Origin of the sequence: Mesorhizobium sp. M0227, from assembly GCF_040321855.1 — a bacterium.
GTDB lineage: Bacteria > Pseudomonadota > Alphaproteobacteria > Rhizobiales > Rhizobiaceae > Mesorhizobium.
On the sequence record NZ_JAMYSJ010000037.1, the window covers coordinates 28,231 to 46,211 of the forward strand.

Genomic DNA, 17,981 nt, shown 5'->3' on the forward strand with positions numbered 1-17,981 from the left:
GCTTTATTGCCAATGGACATACCTAATTCTTCATAAGTATTTCCAGTCGGAATCAGTTAGTTGGCACGAGGACCAGCCCGCCATTGTGCCCGCCAGGTATCGCGGCATAAGCCGGCGCACCGCCGGCGTCGAAGGAAAACACCGAACCGGCCGGCGTGTTGCCGCCGGCATTCCAGATGGCGGTGGCGATCGCCTGGTTGTTCGCGCCGCCTACAAAGTTCTGGAAATACAGGTGCGACGTAGTGCTGCCTATGCGTGCCAGGAAGGCGATGTCGTCGGCTGGCTGAGCCAGAGTCACTGTGTTGCTGCTGATGTTCAGATAGGTGTTTGTAAGGTCGCCGGCATTGGAACCCGCGCGCACATCGATGCCGACCGCGCCACTGCCCGCCACACCGGTGCCCGAAAGCGTGATGTTGTTGTTCATGATCGTCAAATCCAGCGAACCATTGTCCGTGCTCGGACCGGCGCCGTCGCCGTGCGGCGTCGCGAAGATAGCCGGATCGTTGCCGGACTTGGTGATCGTGTTGCCGATGATCTCGATGATGCCGGTCGAGGCATCTTCCGGATGGATGAAGATCGCCGAGCCCGCCGAGCCGACGCCGCCGCCCTGGATGTCGGCATTGCTGTTGATGCGGCCCATGATGACGGCATTGTTGATGCCGAAGACGTTGATGACCGGGCCGCCTTTGCCATAGATCTTCTTGTTGTTGAGGATCTTAAAGTTCAGGTGCGCGGTGTCCTCGGCGTTGAGGCCGATGGCGCGGCCGGCTCCGCTGAGGGCGGCTTGCGGGTCGAACGTATTGCCATTGGCGACCGTGCCGTCGCCGATGTTGACATTCAGCGTCGAGGTGTCGCGCGCAAAGGCTTCGACGCCGGACGTCTTCAAGCTCAGGAAGCTGCTGTTCAGGATGTTGAGCGTCGCGTTGGCGGTGCCGAAGGCTTCGAAGTTGAGACCTTGCGCGCCGAATGAGGAGTCCTTGGTGTTGCTGAACGTGCTGCCGCTGATGTTCAGCGTCAGACTGGTGCCCGTGCCGTTGCGGATGTCGACCAGATTGTCGCCGGCGGAGAGATCGCCGGCCGCGAAGCTAAATGTGGAATTGGTGATCGATGCGGTGCCGGTAAGGTTGTAGAACCGCATGTCGCCTTCAAAGACCGCGTCGCCGAAGCCGGTCACCGTGGTGTTGGCAATCGTCAGGTTCGAGACGTTCTGGCCATTGATGCCGACCTGGACGCCGCCATTTAAATTCAGATTGGTGAAACTGACCGTCGAAACGCTGCTCATGTTGATGGCGGCCTGAGCCGCGCTGTTGAATGTCGGGCCGTCGACATTGTTCAACGTGCCGTTGCCGCTGTTGGCATTGGTGAAGTTCATGTTCGAGAGCGAGAGATTGCTCGTCGACGTGAACACCGCGCCTTGCACTGTGCCCGTGATGGTGCCGCCGGAACCCGCCGTCGTGCCAATGCCGGTCACCGTCAGGCCGCCACTGCCCGTATTGTTGAGGACGATACCGTTGGTGCCACCGTTGGCCGAAATGCTCTGGAACGTCACGCCGGAACCGCCGATCGTCGTGTTGACGACGTTGAGCGCCGTGCCTGTGCCGGACGCGATCGTGTTGCCGGTGCCCTGCACCGTCACCGTGCCGCCGCCCGTGGCGCTGAAGCCGCCGCCGCTCGTTGTGTTGATAATCAGCCCGCCATTGGTGAAGTTGATGGTCGCGCCGGGGTTGCTGGTCAGGATGACGGCGGCATTAACACCGGTCGAGAGCGTCTTGACCGCGCCGCCGAAGTTGATCGTGCCGCCGGCGTTGCTGAGCACGGCAATGCCCAGCCCGCCATCGCTGCGAGTGATCGTGCTGGCGCTGTCGAAATTGATTAAACCGCCGGCCATGCCGCGGATATTTGCGACATTGCCGCCGGGGTTGGTGATGTCGACATTGTTCAGGTTGACGACCGCGCTGACGTCGTCATTGCCTGGCGTGCCCTGATCGCCGTCGACGACAAAGGCATGGTTCGCAGCCCCCGCGTCGGTCTGGATGGCGACATTGTTGAAGGTGTAGGTGCCGGTCGCGTTGTTCAGCGAATCGCCGAGAATGGTGATGCCGGCCGTGCCCGTCAGGCTGGCATTGTTGACGGTGACGCTGCCCGCCGCCCCGTCGATCACAATGCCGGTGCCGCCGGTGTCGTTGAGCCCGTTCGCCACGGCAGTGGTGAAATTCACCGAACCGCCGGCGGTGTCGGCGACGACGATCATGCGCTGGCCGGTGGTGGCTTGCGTGATCGTGCCGGCATAGGTGACGGTGGCGGTGCCGCCATTGACATTGAACGCGGTGCCGCTTGGGCTGATGATCGAGGTGCCGGTGCCGAAATTGAACGTGCCGCCCGAGCCGTTGAGGATGTCGACGCTGGCATTGCCGCCATTCAGCGTCGTCGTGCCGACGAAACTGTAGATGCCGTCCGCATTGTCGAACTGCAGGCCGGTGCCGTTCGTCGCCGAGAGCGCGCCGGTGGCGAAGTTGAGCGTGCCGCTGTGGCCGCCCGCGACGCTGACCAGGGTGGCATTGTTCGACTGACTGACATTGCCGGTATAGTTGAGGTTGGCGGTGCCGCCGCTGACGGCGATGGTTGCCGCGCTGCCGCCGACCAGCGAGCCGGCGCCGAGATTGATCGTCCCCGACCCGATGACGTTGGTGAGGACGACGGCGCTGTTGCCGCCGGCGCCGTTGCTGGTCGAGGAAAAATTCATGCCGGTGGCCGCGACGGTGACGCCGCTCAGGTTCATCGCCACACCGGTGCCCGTGGCGATGGAGTTGCCCACGCCGGTGACGCTGACCGTGCCGGAGCCCGTGGCATTGAAGCCGGCGCCTGCCGAGGTCACGATCGCCAGACCGCCGCCGTTGAAATTGACCGTCACCGGGGCGCTGTTGCCGGCAATATCGACGCCAAGCCCGCCGCCGCTCATGCCGATGGCGTAGCTGGCGCCGCTGATGTTGTAGGTGCCGCCGGTATTGGCGGTGATCGATATGCCGGTGCCCCCACCGGTAAAGCTGTTCGAGGCGCCGGACACCGTCACCGTGCCGCCTGCATTGTTGTTCAGCGATACGCCCAGCCCGCTGGCCGTCAGATTGCCGCTCAGTGCGACGAGGCCGGCGCCGGCAAGCCGGCTCTGGACATTCAGCGCCGGACTGAATGCGCCCGAATTGTTGACCGTGCCCGAATAGCTCACGGCAGCCGTACCGCCGACGACATTGAACGACGCGCCCGTCGCCCCGCTGAGCGCGCCGGTGCCGAGATTGAGCGCTCCGCTGACATTGGTCAGGCTGACATTGTTGACGCCGCCGGCCGACGAGGTCGAATCGAGCGCGATGGTGGCGGCGACACCGGAGAGATTGATCGCTGTGCCGCCGGTTGCGTTCACCGTCTGGGCGGCAGCCGTAGCGGTGATGCCCATCGTGCCGCCGGTGGCGAGAATGCCGGTGCCGGCGGTGGTGTCGATGGTGACGCCATTGGTGAAGCTGGTTGTGCCGCCGGCCTGCGAGAGACCAACGCCGCTGGTCGTGTCGATGTTGGCGAGACCGGTGACGTTGAGCGTGCCGGTCTGGACTCGGATGCCGCCGCCTGTGTTGGGGACGGTGACATTGTTCACCGTCACCGTGTTGAAGTTGAAGGTGCCAGTGTTGGTGTTGATGGCATCGATGCCGAAGCCCGTCGTGTTGGTGATGCTTGTCCCGCCGGTGACGGTGAAGGTCCCGGCGACACCGTCGAAAATGATGCCGTTGGTACCGCCTAGGGCGCTGACGGTGGCAAACGTCATGTTGACGGTCAGCGGATCGAGATCGAATGCCGCGCCGTTGTTGGTGGTGACCACGCCACCGCTGTTGTTCAGCGTGAAATTGGTGGTCTTGGTGTTGGCGATGACACCGGTGCCGCCATTGTTGGCAAGGCTGAGCGTGCCCAGATCAAGGGTACCGCTGGTGTTGGTGAAGCTGAGGCCATTGCCCTGGACGCGAGCGCCTGGGTTACCGATACCGAGCGTGCCGGCGCTGACCGTGCCGCCGGCGCCGTCGGAATCGAAGCGGACATTGTTGAAGGCGATGCCGCCGCTGCCGGCGCCGCCGGTCACCTTGTTGCCGGCAAACGACCTGATCGCAATTGAGTTGTCGGTGGCATTGATGTTCTGACCAGCGAAGGACGCTGCGAGGCCGGAGCCGGTCGATTGCAGCGTGTTGCCGTCAATCGACAGCAGAAGCGTATTGGCCGGAGCTCCCGTGGTGGAGAAATCGAGCGCGTTGCCGCCGGCGGTGATGGTGTTGTTCCTGACGAAGAAACTGGAGGCGCCGGTCGCGTTGACGGCAACGCCCGCACCGGAACCGAGATTGCTGACGATCAGGTTCTGGATGCCGCCCGTGAAGATGCCGCTGCCTGATGTCGCCAGGTTGATGACCTGCGTGGCGTTGTTGCTCTGCAGGACCGGCCGCAGCGTGTCGATGCCCCCCGGCGCCGAAATGATCGGCGAGTTCTGCACCGTGGTGAAGTGGAACGCGGCGGAGGCGCCGCTGCTGGTGTCGACACCGAGCTGCGAAACATCGACCGCCGCGTCGCCGCTCTTGAAGGCGAGCAGCACCTGCCCGTCATCGAGGTTGAACGTGGTGCCACTGAGGTCGATGGTTTCCTGGGCGCCGTTGACGTTCTTGTCGATCAGCACCACGACGTTGGCCGTGGAAGCCTGTGCGCCCGCGTAACTGCCCGGATTGGCGAGGCTGCCGTCGCCGGTGCCGCCTTCGGTGACGTAGTAGACGCTGATCGATGACAGGTTGGAAACGTCGCCGGTGAAATTGACGTCATCGAAATTGTAGTCGCCATTGGTCGGCAAAGTATCGGTGGTGTGGATGACCTGGCCGCCGGTGGTTGCGATCGACGATTCGGCGGGGCCGGCGCCGTCGCCGAACACCAGCCTGGCGTTGGTGGCGCTGGAGAACTGCACGCCATAGCCGACATTGGCGATAGTCGATTTCTGGCCGGCCGGATTGTTGTTGACGGTGTCGCCGAGCTGGATCGTGCCCGTGCCGGTGGTGCCGGCCATGTCGATTCCGATCGTGCCGGCGAAGCCGCCGCCGTCTACATCAAAATCGTCCGCGGTGATGCTGCTCGCGCCGAGCGCCGCGCCGTTGAGGTCGAGGCCGACCGCATTGGCGGCATTGAGCCCGATGGTCAGGCTGGCGAAATTCAGCGTCGAGCCGAGCGTGCCGGAAATGTCGACACCGCGCGCATTGGCACCGGTGATGCCTAGCAGGTTGACCGTGCCGAGATCGATTACGCCGCCGCTGACATTGTTGAGCGATATGCCGGTCGCCGCGCCATTGACCGAAATCATATCGAACTTGATACCACCGGCGCCGACCGTCGCGCCTTTCGCCCCGGCGACGACCGCCGTCGCATCGCCAAGCTTCAGCGCGGTGCCCGTGCCGGTGGTGATGGTGTTGCCGTCGCCGGTGACGCTGATCGTGCCGGGGCCAAAGGTGCTGGCGGTGAAGCCGGCGCCGCTGCTGGTGGTGATGACGAGGCCGCCATTGGTGAAGTTGAGCGTGCCCTTGGTCTGCGGGTCCATCACGTATGACGGTGCCTTGACGATGGCATCGTTGGCGCCGGTGTTGAATATCTTCGACGTACCAGAGAAGGTGACCGTGCCGTTGGCCGAGCCGCCGATGGCGACACCCTCGCCACCGCTGTGATCGATGGTGCTCGAAATATCGTATATGCCTTCGGCATGGCCAAAGAAGTCGAAGGCCGTCGATGACGTGGTGGAAACGACGGAACCGCTCATGTTCAGACGGGTCGCATCGCCGCTGGCGCTTATCACCGATCCCGCACCGACCGTGATCGAACCTTTGTAGGTCAGCGTGGTGAAGGCCAGGTCATTGCCGCCGCCGAGGCTGATAGCCGAGACGGTGGTGTTCGTGATGCTGGCGCTGCCGTTGACGCCGACGTTGACGGTCCCGCCCTGCGAGCTCTGTATGATGCCGAACTGGCCGCCATCGATGGTCAGGGTGGATCCGGCGACATTGGCGATGTTGACGGTGCCAACCTCGGGACCGCCGATATCGAACCCGGCATATTGGACGTCGAGATCGATCGTGCCGGTGAAGTTGACCTCCCCGGTGCCACTCAGGGCGTACAGCCAGGCGCCGGTGTATCCAGTATCCCTCAGGCCGCCGATGTTGACATCCCCGACGAGATTGGCGCCCAACAGCGTCACGCCGGCACCGCCGGGGTCGCCGGGAAGAGCAGGGATCGTGGAGTCCGCCGAGATGCTGTCGAAGGTAATGCCGGCGCTGCCGACATTGGCACCATACACCACAAGTCCGTCGCTGCCGGCATTGATCTCGTTGCCGGCGCCGGTGACGGTAATGATGGTGGAGGTTGCGCCAGCCGGGCCTAAATCGCCAATTGCGACGAAGCCCGCCCCGGTCATTGTCGTTATAGCAAGGCCACCATTGGTGAAGTCGATCGTGCTGTTGGTATTGAGTGCCGGGACGGCTGAAGCGTAATTGCCAATGATGCCCAAGCTCACGCCGTCCGTCGCGCCCGAGCTGATCACCTTGCTGGTGCCCGAGAAGGTGATCGCGGCCGCGTCGTTGCCGGCAACGACGATGTTGCCGCCGGCCGCCGCATTGGTATCGGTGAGATTGCCCGACAGCGTCACCGAGCCGCCGGTCATGCTCTGGATCGACACCGCGGCGCCCGTGCCGTTGCTGGCGATCGTGCCGCCATAGGAAATCGTCGCGTTGCCGCCGCTGGCTGCGGTCCCCGAGCCGACATTGAACGACGTGCCCGAACCGGTGTTGGTCAGCGTACCGGTGCCGAAGCTTGCCGTGCCGCTGAGGTTCTGCAGGTCGACGCCGCTGCCGGAAGCGAATGTGGCACTTGTCGAGGCGAAGTTGATACCGGCCGTGATGCCGTCGAGCGCCGCCGCCTGCGCGTTGGTGGCGTTGATCGTGCCGGTCACGACATTGACCGTGCCGCCGCCGGTGGCGCTGAACGCTGTCACGCCGTTCGTGGTGATGTCGACATCGGCGAAGGTGATCGTGGAGCCGGCATTGCCTGTCAGCGAGACGCCATTGCCGTTGACCGTCACCTTGTCTGTGAAATCGACCGTGCCGCCGCTGCGGTTGGCGATCGAGATGCCGCCGCCGGTCAGCGTGCCAGCCGGTCCGCTGTTGGGCAAGGTGCCGCGCGTGACCGTGATGTTGCCGGCGCCGCCATCGACGTCGAGCAGCGTGCCGGCAACGTTGATGTTGTTGTCTGTGATCGACAAATTGCTGTCGAGGCCGACGACCTTGAACGCGGTCTGGCCCGCGGCGACGTTGGTGATCGTGACGCCTTCGATGAAGATGCCGCCGGCATTGTCGACGATCGTACCTTGGTCGACAAGGAAGACCGAACCGCTGCCGCCGCTGAAGTCGAACGCGGTGTCGCGCACATGGTTGCTGCCGAGCAGCTGCAAGGTATCGCCGCCCGTGCTCTTGACCACGCCCTCATTGCCGGTGACGTTGCCGCCGGTGGCGCCGAGATTGCCCTGGACATTGATTGGCTGGATGGTGCCGGAGGTGATGATCGAACTGCCGTTGCCGAAGCCGGCGATCGACTGGCCCGAATCGAGCGTGAACGGCGTGGCGCTCAGATCGACCGTGCCGACAAAGGCGAAGGTCAGTGTGCCGGTCATGGCATCGGCCTGGGCGGCCGTGACCGTGGTCACCGCGGCGCTGAGCCCGTTGGTGCCGGCAGCGATCACACCACCGTCCTGGGAAATCATGACGACCCCGCCGACCGCGCTGGCCAGATTGGCGCTGCCGGTGAAGGCGACATCGCCGAAATCATAATTGCCGAGCGTCGGATCGAGCCCGATCGTGTTGACCGTGTAGCCGCCACTGGCCGCGCTGATGAAGGATTCCAGCCCGTCGCCCGCATTGCCGTCGCCAAAGGTGAAATTGGCGTTGGCCGACGTCGCCGTTGTGCCGCCGGACGACAGTTCGACGCCGACGCCGACCTTCGAGATGCTGGAGCCCTGCAGGAAGGTGATGGTCTTGTTGCCGATGGTCGACGACAGGTCGATGCCGCGCGAGGTCAGGTCGTCGGTGCCGGTGATCGTCGTCACGCCGAAATCGGCTGTCGTTGACGAACCGCTGAAGTCGATGCCGGTCTGGTTGGCGCCGGAGCCCATCGTCACATTGGTTGTTCCAAATGTGACATCGGCATTGGTCAGGGCGAAGTTGATGCCGGCTGGACCGACGGTCGAACCCATCGTCACGCTGGTGGTGCCGAAGGTGACGGCGCCGGCATTGTTGGTGATGTCGATGCCATTGCCCGTGGCGCCCGACACGGTCACCGCCCCGAAGGTCGCCGATGCGGTGCTGGCGACATTGGCGACGGCCAGGCCAGTAGCCGTCGCGCCGGTGATCGACAGCGGAGCTGTGACGTTCAGCGTCGCGGTGCCGGCAAGGCCGGTGACGACGGCGCCACCGCCGCCCGTCGCAGACAGCGTCGAGCCGATGAAGCTGATCGCGCCGCCGACCGGGGGCAGCGACGAGCCGATCGCGAAAAGATTGCCGGTGCCGGTCGAGGTGATGCTGCCGCTGAAGGTCACCGAGCCGCCGGTGGTGCCGTCGACCTTGACCGCCGTGCCTGGCGCGGTTGCCGAGCTGAATATGTTGGCTGCTACACCGATTGTCGCGCTGCCACCGGAAATGACGACACCGTCGCCAACGCCCGAATTGGTGATGGTGCCACCGAGGATCGTGATCGAGCCCGTGTTGTTGGTCAGGCTGACATCGGTGCCCGCGACATTGGTCGTCACCAAATTGGTGATGGTGAAGGTCGATGACGAAGAGTTGATTGCAACGCCGTTGATGCCGGCACCGGTGCCACCGATAGTGACATTGCCACCCAGGAACTGGCCGCCCGAGACGGCATTGAAATTGAGCGCTGTGGCTGCCACGACGCCTGTCGTGATGCTGTCGAACGCCATGCCGCCGGTGCCGATGGTGACGCCGTCGAGATAGATCGCGTGGCCGGTGCCGGTGGTGATCTGCTCCGTGCCTGCGGCCGCGACTGTGATCGTGCCGCCCCCGGTGGCGCTGAAGCCGGTGCCGATCGTCGTGGTCAGATCCAGCCCGCCGGTGAATTTGATTGTGCCGCCGGTGTTGCCACTCAGGTTGATCGCGAAGGCGGTGGCGGTGCTGGCGGTGATCGCTCCGCCGAACGTGGCGCTGCCGCCGCTCATGCCAGAGATCGTCACCGCGCTGGTAGCAGCGGTCTGGTTGATGGTGCCGTTGTAGGTGACGTTGGGCGTCGAGTTGCTGATGGAGAAGGCGTTGCTGCTCGTGTTGGCAATGGAACTCCCGACCCCGAAGGTCAAGGTTCCGCTGGAACCGCCGACGATGCCTATGCCTACGCCGCCGCCGGTGATGTCGAGATCGTCGAAGGTGGCGATGCCGTCGAAATTGTTGGTGGACAGCGCGGCACTGGTGGCGTTGGTGATCTTGGTGTTGCCGGTGAAATTGACGGTCGCGCTCGAACCGACAAGCGCGATGCCGGTTTGAGATGCGGTCTGGACGGTCAGGTCGTCGACCGAGACCGTACCGGTCACTCCATCGAGGAAGAGGCCGGTAGCGACATTGCTGACCGTCACGCCTTGGACGGTCAGGCCATTGATGCCCAGGCCGTGTATGCCGGCGGCGGCGCCACCGGAAATATTGAAATCGAGCAACGTGTTGCCGTTGCCCAGCGTCACGACATCGCCGCCGCCGGAACTGGTCAGCGTTGCCGCGCCCGCGGAATCCGAGATGGATTCGTCGTGATGGACGTTGGTGCCGGTGACATTCAACGGCACCCCGCCGAGCGAGAACTCGCGGCCGTTGCCGAACGAGGCCAGTTCCTGTCCGTCGCTCAGCGAGAAGCCGGTGGCGTCGTCGATTGTGCCGCGGTTGACCAGCACAATGATGGCGTCGCTGGCGGTAATGCTGTCGGCATAATCGATCGAGGCGAGGTCGGTGATCGACGTGCCGCCGCCCGAAGCCCCGGCCGCGACGAAGATGTAGTTGCGCAGATCGTAAAGTTGCGGGCCGGTAAACTGTGTCGTGCCGAAGGCGTAGTGGCCGCTGCCCTCATTGAGCCCGCGCGCATCGAGCGAGGCGGTGATGCCGGAGATGGAGCTGGAATCGCCGCCGAAGGTAAATTCGGCGTTGGCCGTGGCCCCCGGCGTGCCGGCTATGCCCAGCCGCACGCCGGTATCGACATTGGTGATGACGCCGCCAACGGTGATGGTGATGACCGCCCCGCCAACACTCGGTGAGGTCAGGTCGATGCCGATCGAGCCGGCAGCACCGGTGCCGGTGATGTTGAGCGACTGCGCGGTGAAATTGGTCCTGGATCCGGAGAAGTCGAGGCCGGTGCCGACACCCAGTCCGGAGATGACGATGTTGCCGGCGACCACCGCCGCATTGACGCCGGCAAACGAGATGCCGTCGGCGCCGGGGTTGGTGATGCTGATGTCGCCGAAGCGGATCGTCGCCGGCGAATCCGAAATGGCGATCGCTGGTCCGGTCGTGTTGGAGATCGTCGTCGCACCGTTGACCGTGAAGCTGCCCGCGACATTCTCGAGCACGACACCCGACGTGCCGCCGCTCTGGCTGATCGAGTCCAGCACCACATGAGCGGTGATCGGATCGATGAAGACGGCGGTGCCGCCATTGCCCGATATTGTGCCGCCGGTGGTGGTGAACGTCCCGCCGGTCGAGGTGCCCTGCACGGTGATGCCGCGGTCGGTATTGTCCTGCGCATTGACGGTGGCGAAGGTGTAGGTGCCCTTGCCGGTGATATCGAGACCGTCGTCGAGATTGCCCTGCAGCAGCGTCGTGCCGGTGAAATTGTAGGTGCCGTCGCCGTCGATGTGCAGACCGTCGAGGCCGTTGCCGGTGGCGGTGAAGTTGGAGCCGGTGATGCCGGTCGAGCTGCCCGTGAAGTCGGCGCCGTTGCCGCCCGCACCGGTGACCGTCACATTGGTCAGCGTCGCGCCAGTGATGTTGTTGCCCAAAATGCCGTTGGCGCCGCCCGTGATGGTGATGCCGTTGAGCGTGTTGCCGTTGCCCAGCGTGATGACGGGGTTGACGACGTTGGTGCCCTGGATCGTGCCGTCGCTGCCGCCCAGGTTGAAGGTGCTGGTGCCGCCACCGAACAGCCTGGCGGTGACGCTTTCGCCGCCGCCGATGACGGTCTGGCCATTGGCGAGCGTCACGCCGCCGGTCGTCAGATTGCCGTTGCCGCCAAGCGCGACGACAAAGCCGTTCGCACCCGACTTGGTCACGGCGTCGTCCAGCGTCGTCGGGTCGGCCAGCGTGCCGGCGCCGGCGAGGCCGCCGTCGGCGAAATAGAACTTGCCGAAGGCGGCACTGGTGGCGGCGTTGATGGCGATGCGCGTGGTCGTGCCGCCGGTCAGCGTCTGCGACTGGACGCGGACGCCGATGTCGCCACGCACCCGTTCGTTGACGCGCTTGCGAAGGCCTTCGCTGACCGGATAGACCGGCTCCGCCCCGCTATCGGTCCCGTCTGCATTGTCCGAGCCGCTGCCAGGATTGAACGGGATGTTCAGCCGCACACTGCCGGCGAACTGGGTGTCGTCGCGATTGTCGTTGCGGACCTCGCCGGCGAAGACCAGTTCCGTGTTGCTGCCGAAGACATCGCCGATCGTATACTCGAACCCGGCCTTGGCGCCGGTGACGCTGCCGTCGTCGCCATGCGGATCCTCGAAATGATAGCCGCCGATGTCGAGCCGCAGCGAATGCTTGTCGGGCAGGGCGACCGGCACCTGCGCACCGATCTCGCCCTCGATGCCCCACGCCGCGTAGTCGCGGTGGTCGATGACCGAGATCTGCTCGATCAGCTGGTTGCTGACCATCGACAGGGTCGAGCTGGCCGAGTGATCCGTTGAATCGCCCTTGATCGGCAGATAGACGTTCACATGCGCATCGAAATGAGGCGTGATCGCCTCGGCGCCCAGCGTGGCGGCGGTGAACTGGGTGGAGTTGTAGTTCTCGATGTTGAGGTAGGCGTAGCCGCCGATCATCAGGTCCGGGTTGACGATGCGGCGAATGCCGAGGCCGACATCCTGGCCGAAACCATCCTTGAAATCGTGCTTGGCCCGGACATCCAGGAACAGCACGGATTCGGCCGTCTGCTTGAGCGGGATGAAACCTTCGAGCGCGGCGTTGCCGCCATTGTTGTCGGCGCCGATGATAGCGCGGATCTGCGGCTGCCACAGGCCGTTCGGATCGGCATGGGCCGCCAGACCGGAAAGGCCGAGCGCCAGCGTCGTCAGCGCCGTCGTCTTCCAGAGATGCCTGGCGATTCGCGAACGGCGATAGCCGGCGCGAGCGTGGAAATCCTCCCCACGCGCCGCTATCTCACCAACTTGCCGAGAAGTCTCGGTAGTTCCCATCCCTGGCGAGTCCTTCGGGGACTACACGCGCCCCGTGTAAATCCTTAATCGAATTCTATTGTATAGCGAGTCTCGGGCGCTCCGATTTCTGAAAGCTCCCTGTAAAATTGTTCGCTGTATCCGAAAGGTCACAGTAATTTCGCCGGCTTTCTTGCCTCCGGTCGAGCTTTCGAAACAGTCGCGGGTGTTGTATCAAGCCGTGCTCGGGAGAATACCGGGCGCGGTGAGGAAACATGCAAGACGTCCGGCAAAATAACATGACAGCTACTTTAGCGAAGTCTAATTTACTTGGCGTGGCCGCGGGGCTGACCGCCCTGTGGCTTGGTCTGGCCGCCGGCCCAGCCCTTGCCGAAGATGCCAAGCCGGCCCAGCCAAAGCCGGCTGAAAGCAATGCAAAACCGGCCGATGCCAATCCATGGGCAGTGAACTGCTCCAGCGGTTCGGCGACCAGCGAGCTTCAGTGCCAGGTTTCGCAGAACCTGACCGAGGCCAAGACCGGGCAGCGCGTGCTGACCGTGACCGTGCGCCGCGACAACGGCAATGGCAGCCTCGCCATGCTGCTTGCCCTGCCACACGGCCTGTTCCTGCCGTCCGGCGCCTCCTTCCAGATCGACCAGGGCCAGAAGACGACGATTGCCATCCAGACCAGCGACCAGAACGGCGCTTATGCCGCCACGCCGCTGTCGGCGGATCTCATCAAGGCAATGAAGTCCGGCACCAATCTGAACATCGGCATGGAATCGGTCACCCGCAAGCCGGTCACCATCCCGGTGTCGCTGGCTGGCTTCACGGCCGCCGTCGCCAAGCTGGAATCGATCAAGTAGCTGCTGTCAGCGGCTTGATTGTCGATGCGCGGAGTGCTTCGTTGCCGCTTCGAACAGTGGGGAAATCATGACAGGCTTTGTCGATCGCAGGCGCGCGGCGCAACTGATGAAGCGCGCGGGCATCGCGGCGCTGGTGCTGTGCGCACCCGAGGCCTTCCACTATGCGACCGGCGCCTCGATCGGCCCGGCGGGACTGTTCCGGCGCGCCGGCGCCGGCTTCGTCGTCATCCCGGCCCGCCAAGGCCTGCCGATCGGCGTGGTGGTGGCGGATTTCAATGCGGGACAGTTGCAACTGGCTCTGCCCGACGCCGTCATCCGCAGCCACCCGATCTGGATCGAATTCGCCACGTTTGACGCCTCGAGGCCAGCGCAAGGGCTGGCGCGGCGCATAGTGGCCGGCTTTGGCTCGTCCGGCTGGACGCCTGCCATTACCCGGCCCGCTACATTCGAGTTGGCCAATTCCGTCCATGAGCTGAAGCAGATCCTGACCGGCTTCGGGCTCGAGCGCGCAACGATCGGCGTCGATCTCGATTTTGTTCCCGCCGCTGATTTCTCCGCCATGCAGGCGCTGCTGCCGGGCTGCACGATGGTCGACGGCTCGACCGTGCTGGACAGGCTGCGGGCCGTCAAGTCGCCGCGCGAGATCGATCTGCTGCAGCAAGGCATCATCCTGTCGGAGGCCGGGCTGGAGCGGCTGCAGGTCGATGCCATGGCCGGCATGCGTCAGGCCGATCTCATTGCCCTCTATCGGCAAGGCGTCGCCACGGCCGCGGCCGGCCTGTCCCATCCGGTCGCCACAGCCGAATATGTGACGCTCGGCGCCCGGCTCAAAAGCACCGATGCGAAAGCCATGCCGGGCGATCCGCTGAAGTGCGACATGGTCTGCACGGTCGGCGGCTACGCCTCCGACATGTCGCGCAACTTCACCTTCGGGCCGCCATCCGCCGAGCAGGCCGAACTGCACGCGATCGCCGAGCGGACCTTTGACGACGGGCTGGCATCCCTTGTTCCGGGAACCACGCTCGCCCAAGTGCATCGCGTCGCCACCGACAGCCTGGCGCGGCAAGGGCTGCGTACCTACCGCCGCGGCCATTTCGGCCATGGCGTCGGCCAGTCCGTCTTCTCAGAGCAATGGCCGTTCATTGCGGCCGACAGCGATGTCGTGATCGAAGCCGGCATGGTGCTGGCCTTCGAAATCCCGCTCTACATAGACCGCCTCGCCAGCTTCAATCTCGAGGACCAGTTCCTGATCACACCGGACGGGCCTGTTGCCATGAATCGTCTGCCGAGACGGTTGGAGAGGATTGGATAGCCGGCTTTGAGTCTGCACGCTGGAGATTGGCCGAAGCCTCCCCACCTTCGTCATCCACGGGCGGAGCAGGAGCGAAGCTCCGTCGCGGAGTCCCGAGGATCCATGCCGTGACCTTGGCCGAGGAATGCAGCGGAGCAGAACTCTTCATCGTAGCGACGCTTTGAAGTCGCGGCATGGATCCTCGGGTCTGCGCTGCGTCGCTGCGCTCCTTGCTCCGCCCGTGGATGACGAAGCGATGGGCGGATTTGGCCAATCTCGAAGCCGCACGCGGTGCCCAGCACCTACCCACTCACCGCCGGCCGCCGCCCCTTCCACGGCATCTCTCGCTCCAACTGTGCCGACGCGGCCAGCACCGTTGCCTCGTCGCCGTAGCGGCCGACGAGCTGCACGCCGATCGGGACGCCGCCTTTCGACCAGCCGAGCGGCAGCGAGATCGCCGGTTGGCCGGAGATGTTGAAGGGGAAGGCAAACACCGAGTCCGCCCATTTGGCGTTGTAGCGATCGATGTCTGTTTCCGACATGTCGTAATAGCCGAACGGGCGCGGCAGCTGCGTCAGGGTCGGGGTGATGAAGAGATCGTAGGCGCCGAGGTCGCCGACGATGTCGCGGCCGACCTGCCTGAGTTGCTCGACATCGGAGATGTGCCTGATGCCGCTGGTCGAGCGGCCGCGCTCGACGATTGCCCAAGTCACCGCCTCGACATCGCCTGGCGTCACCGGCCGCCCCACCACCGTCTCAAGGTAGTCGAACGTCGCCGCCGTCTGCACGCAGGTCATGTTGGTGTAGGTCTTCCACACAGCATTGGCGTCGAGCGGCATGTCATGCTCTTCGACATGGTGGCCGAGGCGCTCGAGTGCCGCCACGGTCGCCAGCACCGCCGCCTTCACCTCCGCATCGATCGCCGTGCCGTTGGGCGGCGTGACGGAAAAGCCGATGCGCAGCTTCTTTGGCGCTCGCGCCGAGAGGCTGAGCCAGCTGCCATCTGGAACCGGCGGCGTGTAGGGATCGCCGGGCAGCGCGCCGGCAACCGCATCGAGATAGGCCGCGGTGTCGCGCACGGTGCGCGAGCAGCAGAGAAAATAGGCGCCGCCATACCAATAGTCGCCGAACGGCGCGAGGCTGACACGTCCGCGCGACGGTTTTAAGCCCACAATGCCGCAGCAGGAGGCCGGGATGCGGATCGAGCCGGCGCCATCGCTGGCCTCGGCGATCGGCACCATGCGCGACGCGATGGCCGCGGCAGCGCCGCCGCTCGAGCCGCCGGGCGTGATGCCTTCCTTCCACGGGTTCTTGGTCACACCGTAGAGTTTCGGCTCGGTGGTGATCGACCAGCCATTTTCCGGCGCGTTCGACTTGCCGACCAGCACCAGCCCGGCCGCCTTCATGCGGCGAACGACCTCGGTGTCGAAATCGGCAACGACATCCCTGAGGTAGAAAGAAGAATTGGTGTTCGGCGCCCCGGTCCAGGACGAGGCCAGCTCCTTGAGCAGGAACGGCACACCGGCGAAGGGCGCTGATGTGTCGACCGTTTCGGCCTGCGCCCGCGCCATGTCGTAGAGGCGATGGATGACCGCATTGAGCGCCGGGTTGAGCCGCTCGACCAGCGTGATCGCTGCCTCCACCAGTTCCGCCGGTGAAACCTGGCCGCTGTGCACCAGTCCGGCCAGGTCGAGCGCGTCGGACTCGGCATAGGTTTTCAGCAGACTTTCGGTGACCATGTCTCTCTCCCAATTTTTCAACGTCGTTCGTTGATCTTGCCAACGTTTGGCGCCGCCTCCCGGCACCCTCTGTCGAGAGGGACCAAGGCACTCAAGAAACCTAGCTTTTCGCCCTACGAATACCCCCACCCCTAACCCCTCCCCACAAGGTGGAGGGGGATTCTGTAGGCGCTGAACTCGGCAAATCACAGGCGTTTAACACCGAGGATGAAGAGCGCGGCAGCTTCCCTCCCCCTTGTGGGGAGGGTTAGGGTGGGGGTCCTTCTTCGCCAGAATCCATATGCGACAGCCTCGAATGGGGACGGGGAGACGGGAATTGCGTCAGGCCAGGTCGATGGTCCGCCCGAGCGCGATGCTCTGTTCGGCGGCGAGCACGATGCGCAGGCTGTTGACCGCTGCATCCATCTGCTCGGTCAGGTCGAGATCCTCGCGGATGGCGCGCAGGAAGAAGGCCTGCTCGCGGTCGCAGAGTTCCTGGTGGCCGGGCTCGTCCTCCATGCTGACGATCTCGTCGGGCTTGGAGAAATTCTTGTCGCCATCGACAGCGGCATAGTGGATCTTCAGCGCGTCGGTCTTGGTGTGGCGGTCGATGTCGGCGGAGTTCGACACCTCGGCGGTGTCGGCGGCGCTGCTCGCCTGCTGTCCGGCGACGATCGACACCGCGCCCTTGGGGCCGACCACGTCCTTCACGAAATAGGCCGTCTCGCTCATCATCGGACCCCAGCCGGCTTCGTACCAGCCGACCGAACCGTCATCGAAGGTGACGTGCAGATGGCCGTAATTCTGCTTGTCGGCCTCCGCCCAGAGCTTGGCGCCGATGCCGTGCACGCGCACCGGCTTGGCGCCGGTCAGCTGGCACATGACGTCGACATAGTGGACGCCGCAATCGACGATCGGGATCAGCGAATCGATCAGGTTCTTGTGCCAGTGCCAGGCGCTGCCGCTGCTCTGCTGGTTGAGGTTGAGCCGCATCACCAGCGGCTTGCCGAGCGTCTTGCCGACCTCAATGAACTTGATCCATGACGGGTGGACGCGCAGGATATAGCCGAGCACCAGCTTGCGGTTCTTGGCGCGTGCCGCCGCGACCACTTTCTCGGCATCCTCATTGTTGGTGGCGAGCGGCTTTTCCATGAACACATGGCAGTTGGCGGCGATTGCCTTCAGCGCATATTCGGCATGGGTGTTCGGCCAGCTGTTGATCGACACCGCGTCCGGTTTTGTTTCCTTCAGCGCCTGGTCGAAATCCTCGTAGAGTGGGTAGCCGGCTAATTCTCCTGGTATCTTCGTGTTGCTCTTGATCGAGCGGCTCATGATGCCGACGATCTGAAAACCCTCGGAGCGGTGATAGGCGCTGGCATGCGACGCACCCATATTGCCAAGACCCACCACCAGCACTTTTACCTTGTCGGCCATGTCAGCCTCCCAAATTCTTGATTGAATAATATGCGGCGATCGGTTGCCGCTCGCATGTCTATCCGGGACAGCCACCTCAGGTCAGCGCCGCCGCTCATTGCCTGGCCCTTTCCTCTCCCCCGTCGATCGGGGGAGAGGTGTCGCGCGCCACAAGAAGGACTGGGGGGGGCACATGCGCCCCGGCGGGGGGATCGGGGAGTTTGGGGGGACCCTAGCGCCCCCAC

At 64.2% G+C, this 17,981-nt stretch carries 5 protein-coding genes; 2 read left to right on the forward strand and 3 right to left on the reverse strand.

The window, feature by feature from the left end:
* Positions 1-52: 52 nt before the first annotated feature.
* A complete protein-coding gene (locus tag NKJ00_RS29520; protein WP_352632278.1) occupies positions 53-12,490 on the reverse strand; it encodes an inverse autotransporter beta domain-containing protein in 12,438 nt (4,145 codons plus the stop codon).
* 257 nt (positions 12,491-12,747) lie between these two features.
* Between NKJ00_RS29520 and NKJ00_RS29525 the strand changes: the two genes are divergently transcribed.
* Positions 12,748-13,314 (forward strand): invasion associated locus B family protein, encoded by a 567-nt coding sequence (locus tag NKJ00_RS29525; protein WP_245273202.1) that lies wholly within the window; start codon positions 12,748-12,750, stop codon positions 13,312-13,314.
* A 67-nt stretch (positions 13,315-13,381) separates the two neighbouring features.
* Entirely contained in the window at positions 13,382-14,626 is a 1,245-nt protein-coding gene (locus NKJ00_RS29530; protein ID WP_128304314.1) for a M24 family metallopeptidase, read from the forward strand.
* Between the two features lie 281 nt (positions 14,627-14,907).
* Here the strand turns inward: NKJ00_RS29530 and NKJ00_RS29535 are convergent, their stop codons facing one another.
* Together NKJ00_RS29535 and NKJ00_RS29540 are read right to left on the reverse strand one after the other, a co-directional pair.
* Positions 14,908-16,344 carry an amidase gene (locus NKJ00_RS29535; protein WP_352632280.1) on the reverse strand — a complete coding sequence of 479 codons (1,437 nt, stop codon included), beginning with the start codon at positions 16,342-16,344 and terminating at the stop codon, positions 14,908-14,910.
* A 321-nt stretch (positions 16,345-16,665) separates the two neighbouring features.
* Positions 16,666-17,757 (reverse strand): Gfo/Idh/MocA family protein, encoded by a 1,092-nt coding sequence (locus tag NKJ00_RS29540; RefSeq protein ID WP_352632282.1) that lies wholly within the window; start codon positions 17,755-17,757, stop codon positions 16,666-16,668.
* Between the last annotated feature and the right edge of the window lie 224 nt (positions 17,758-17,981).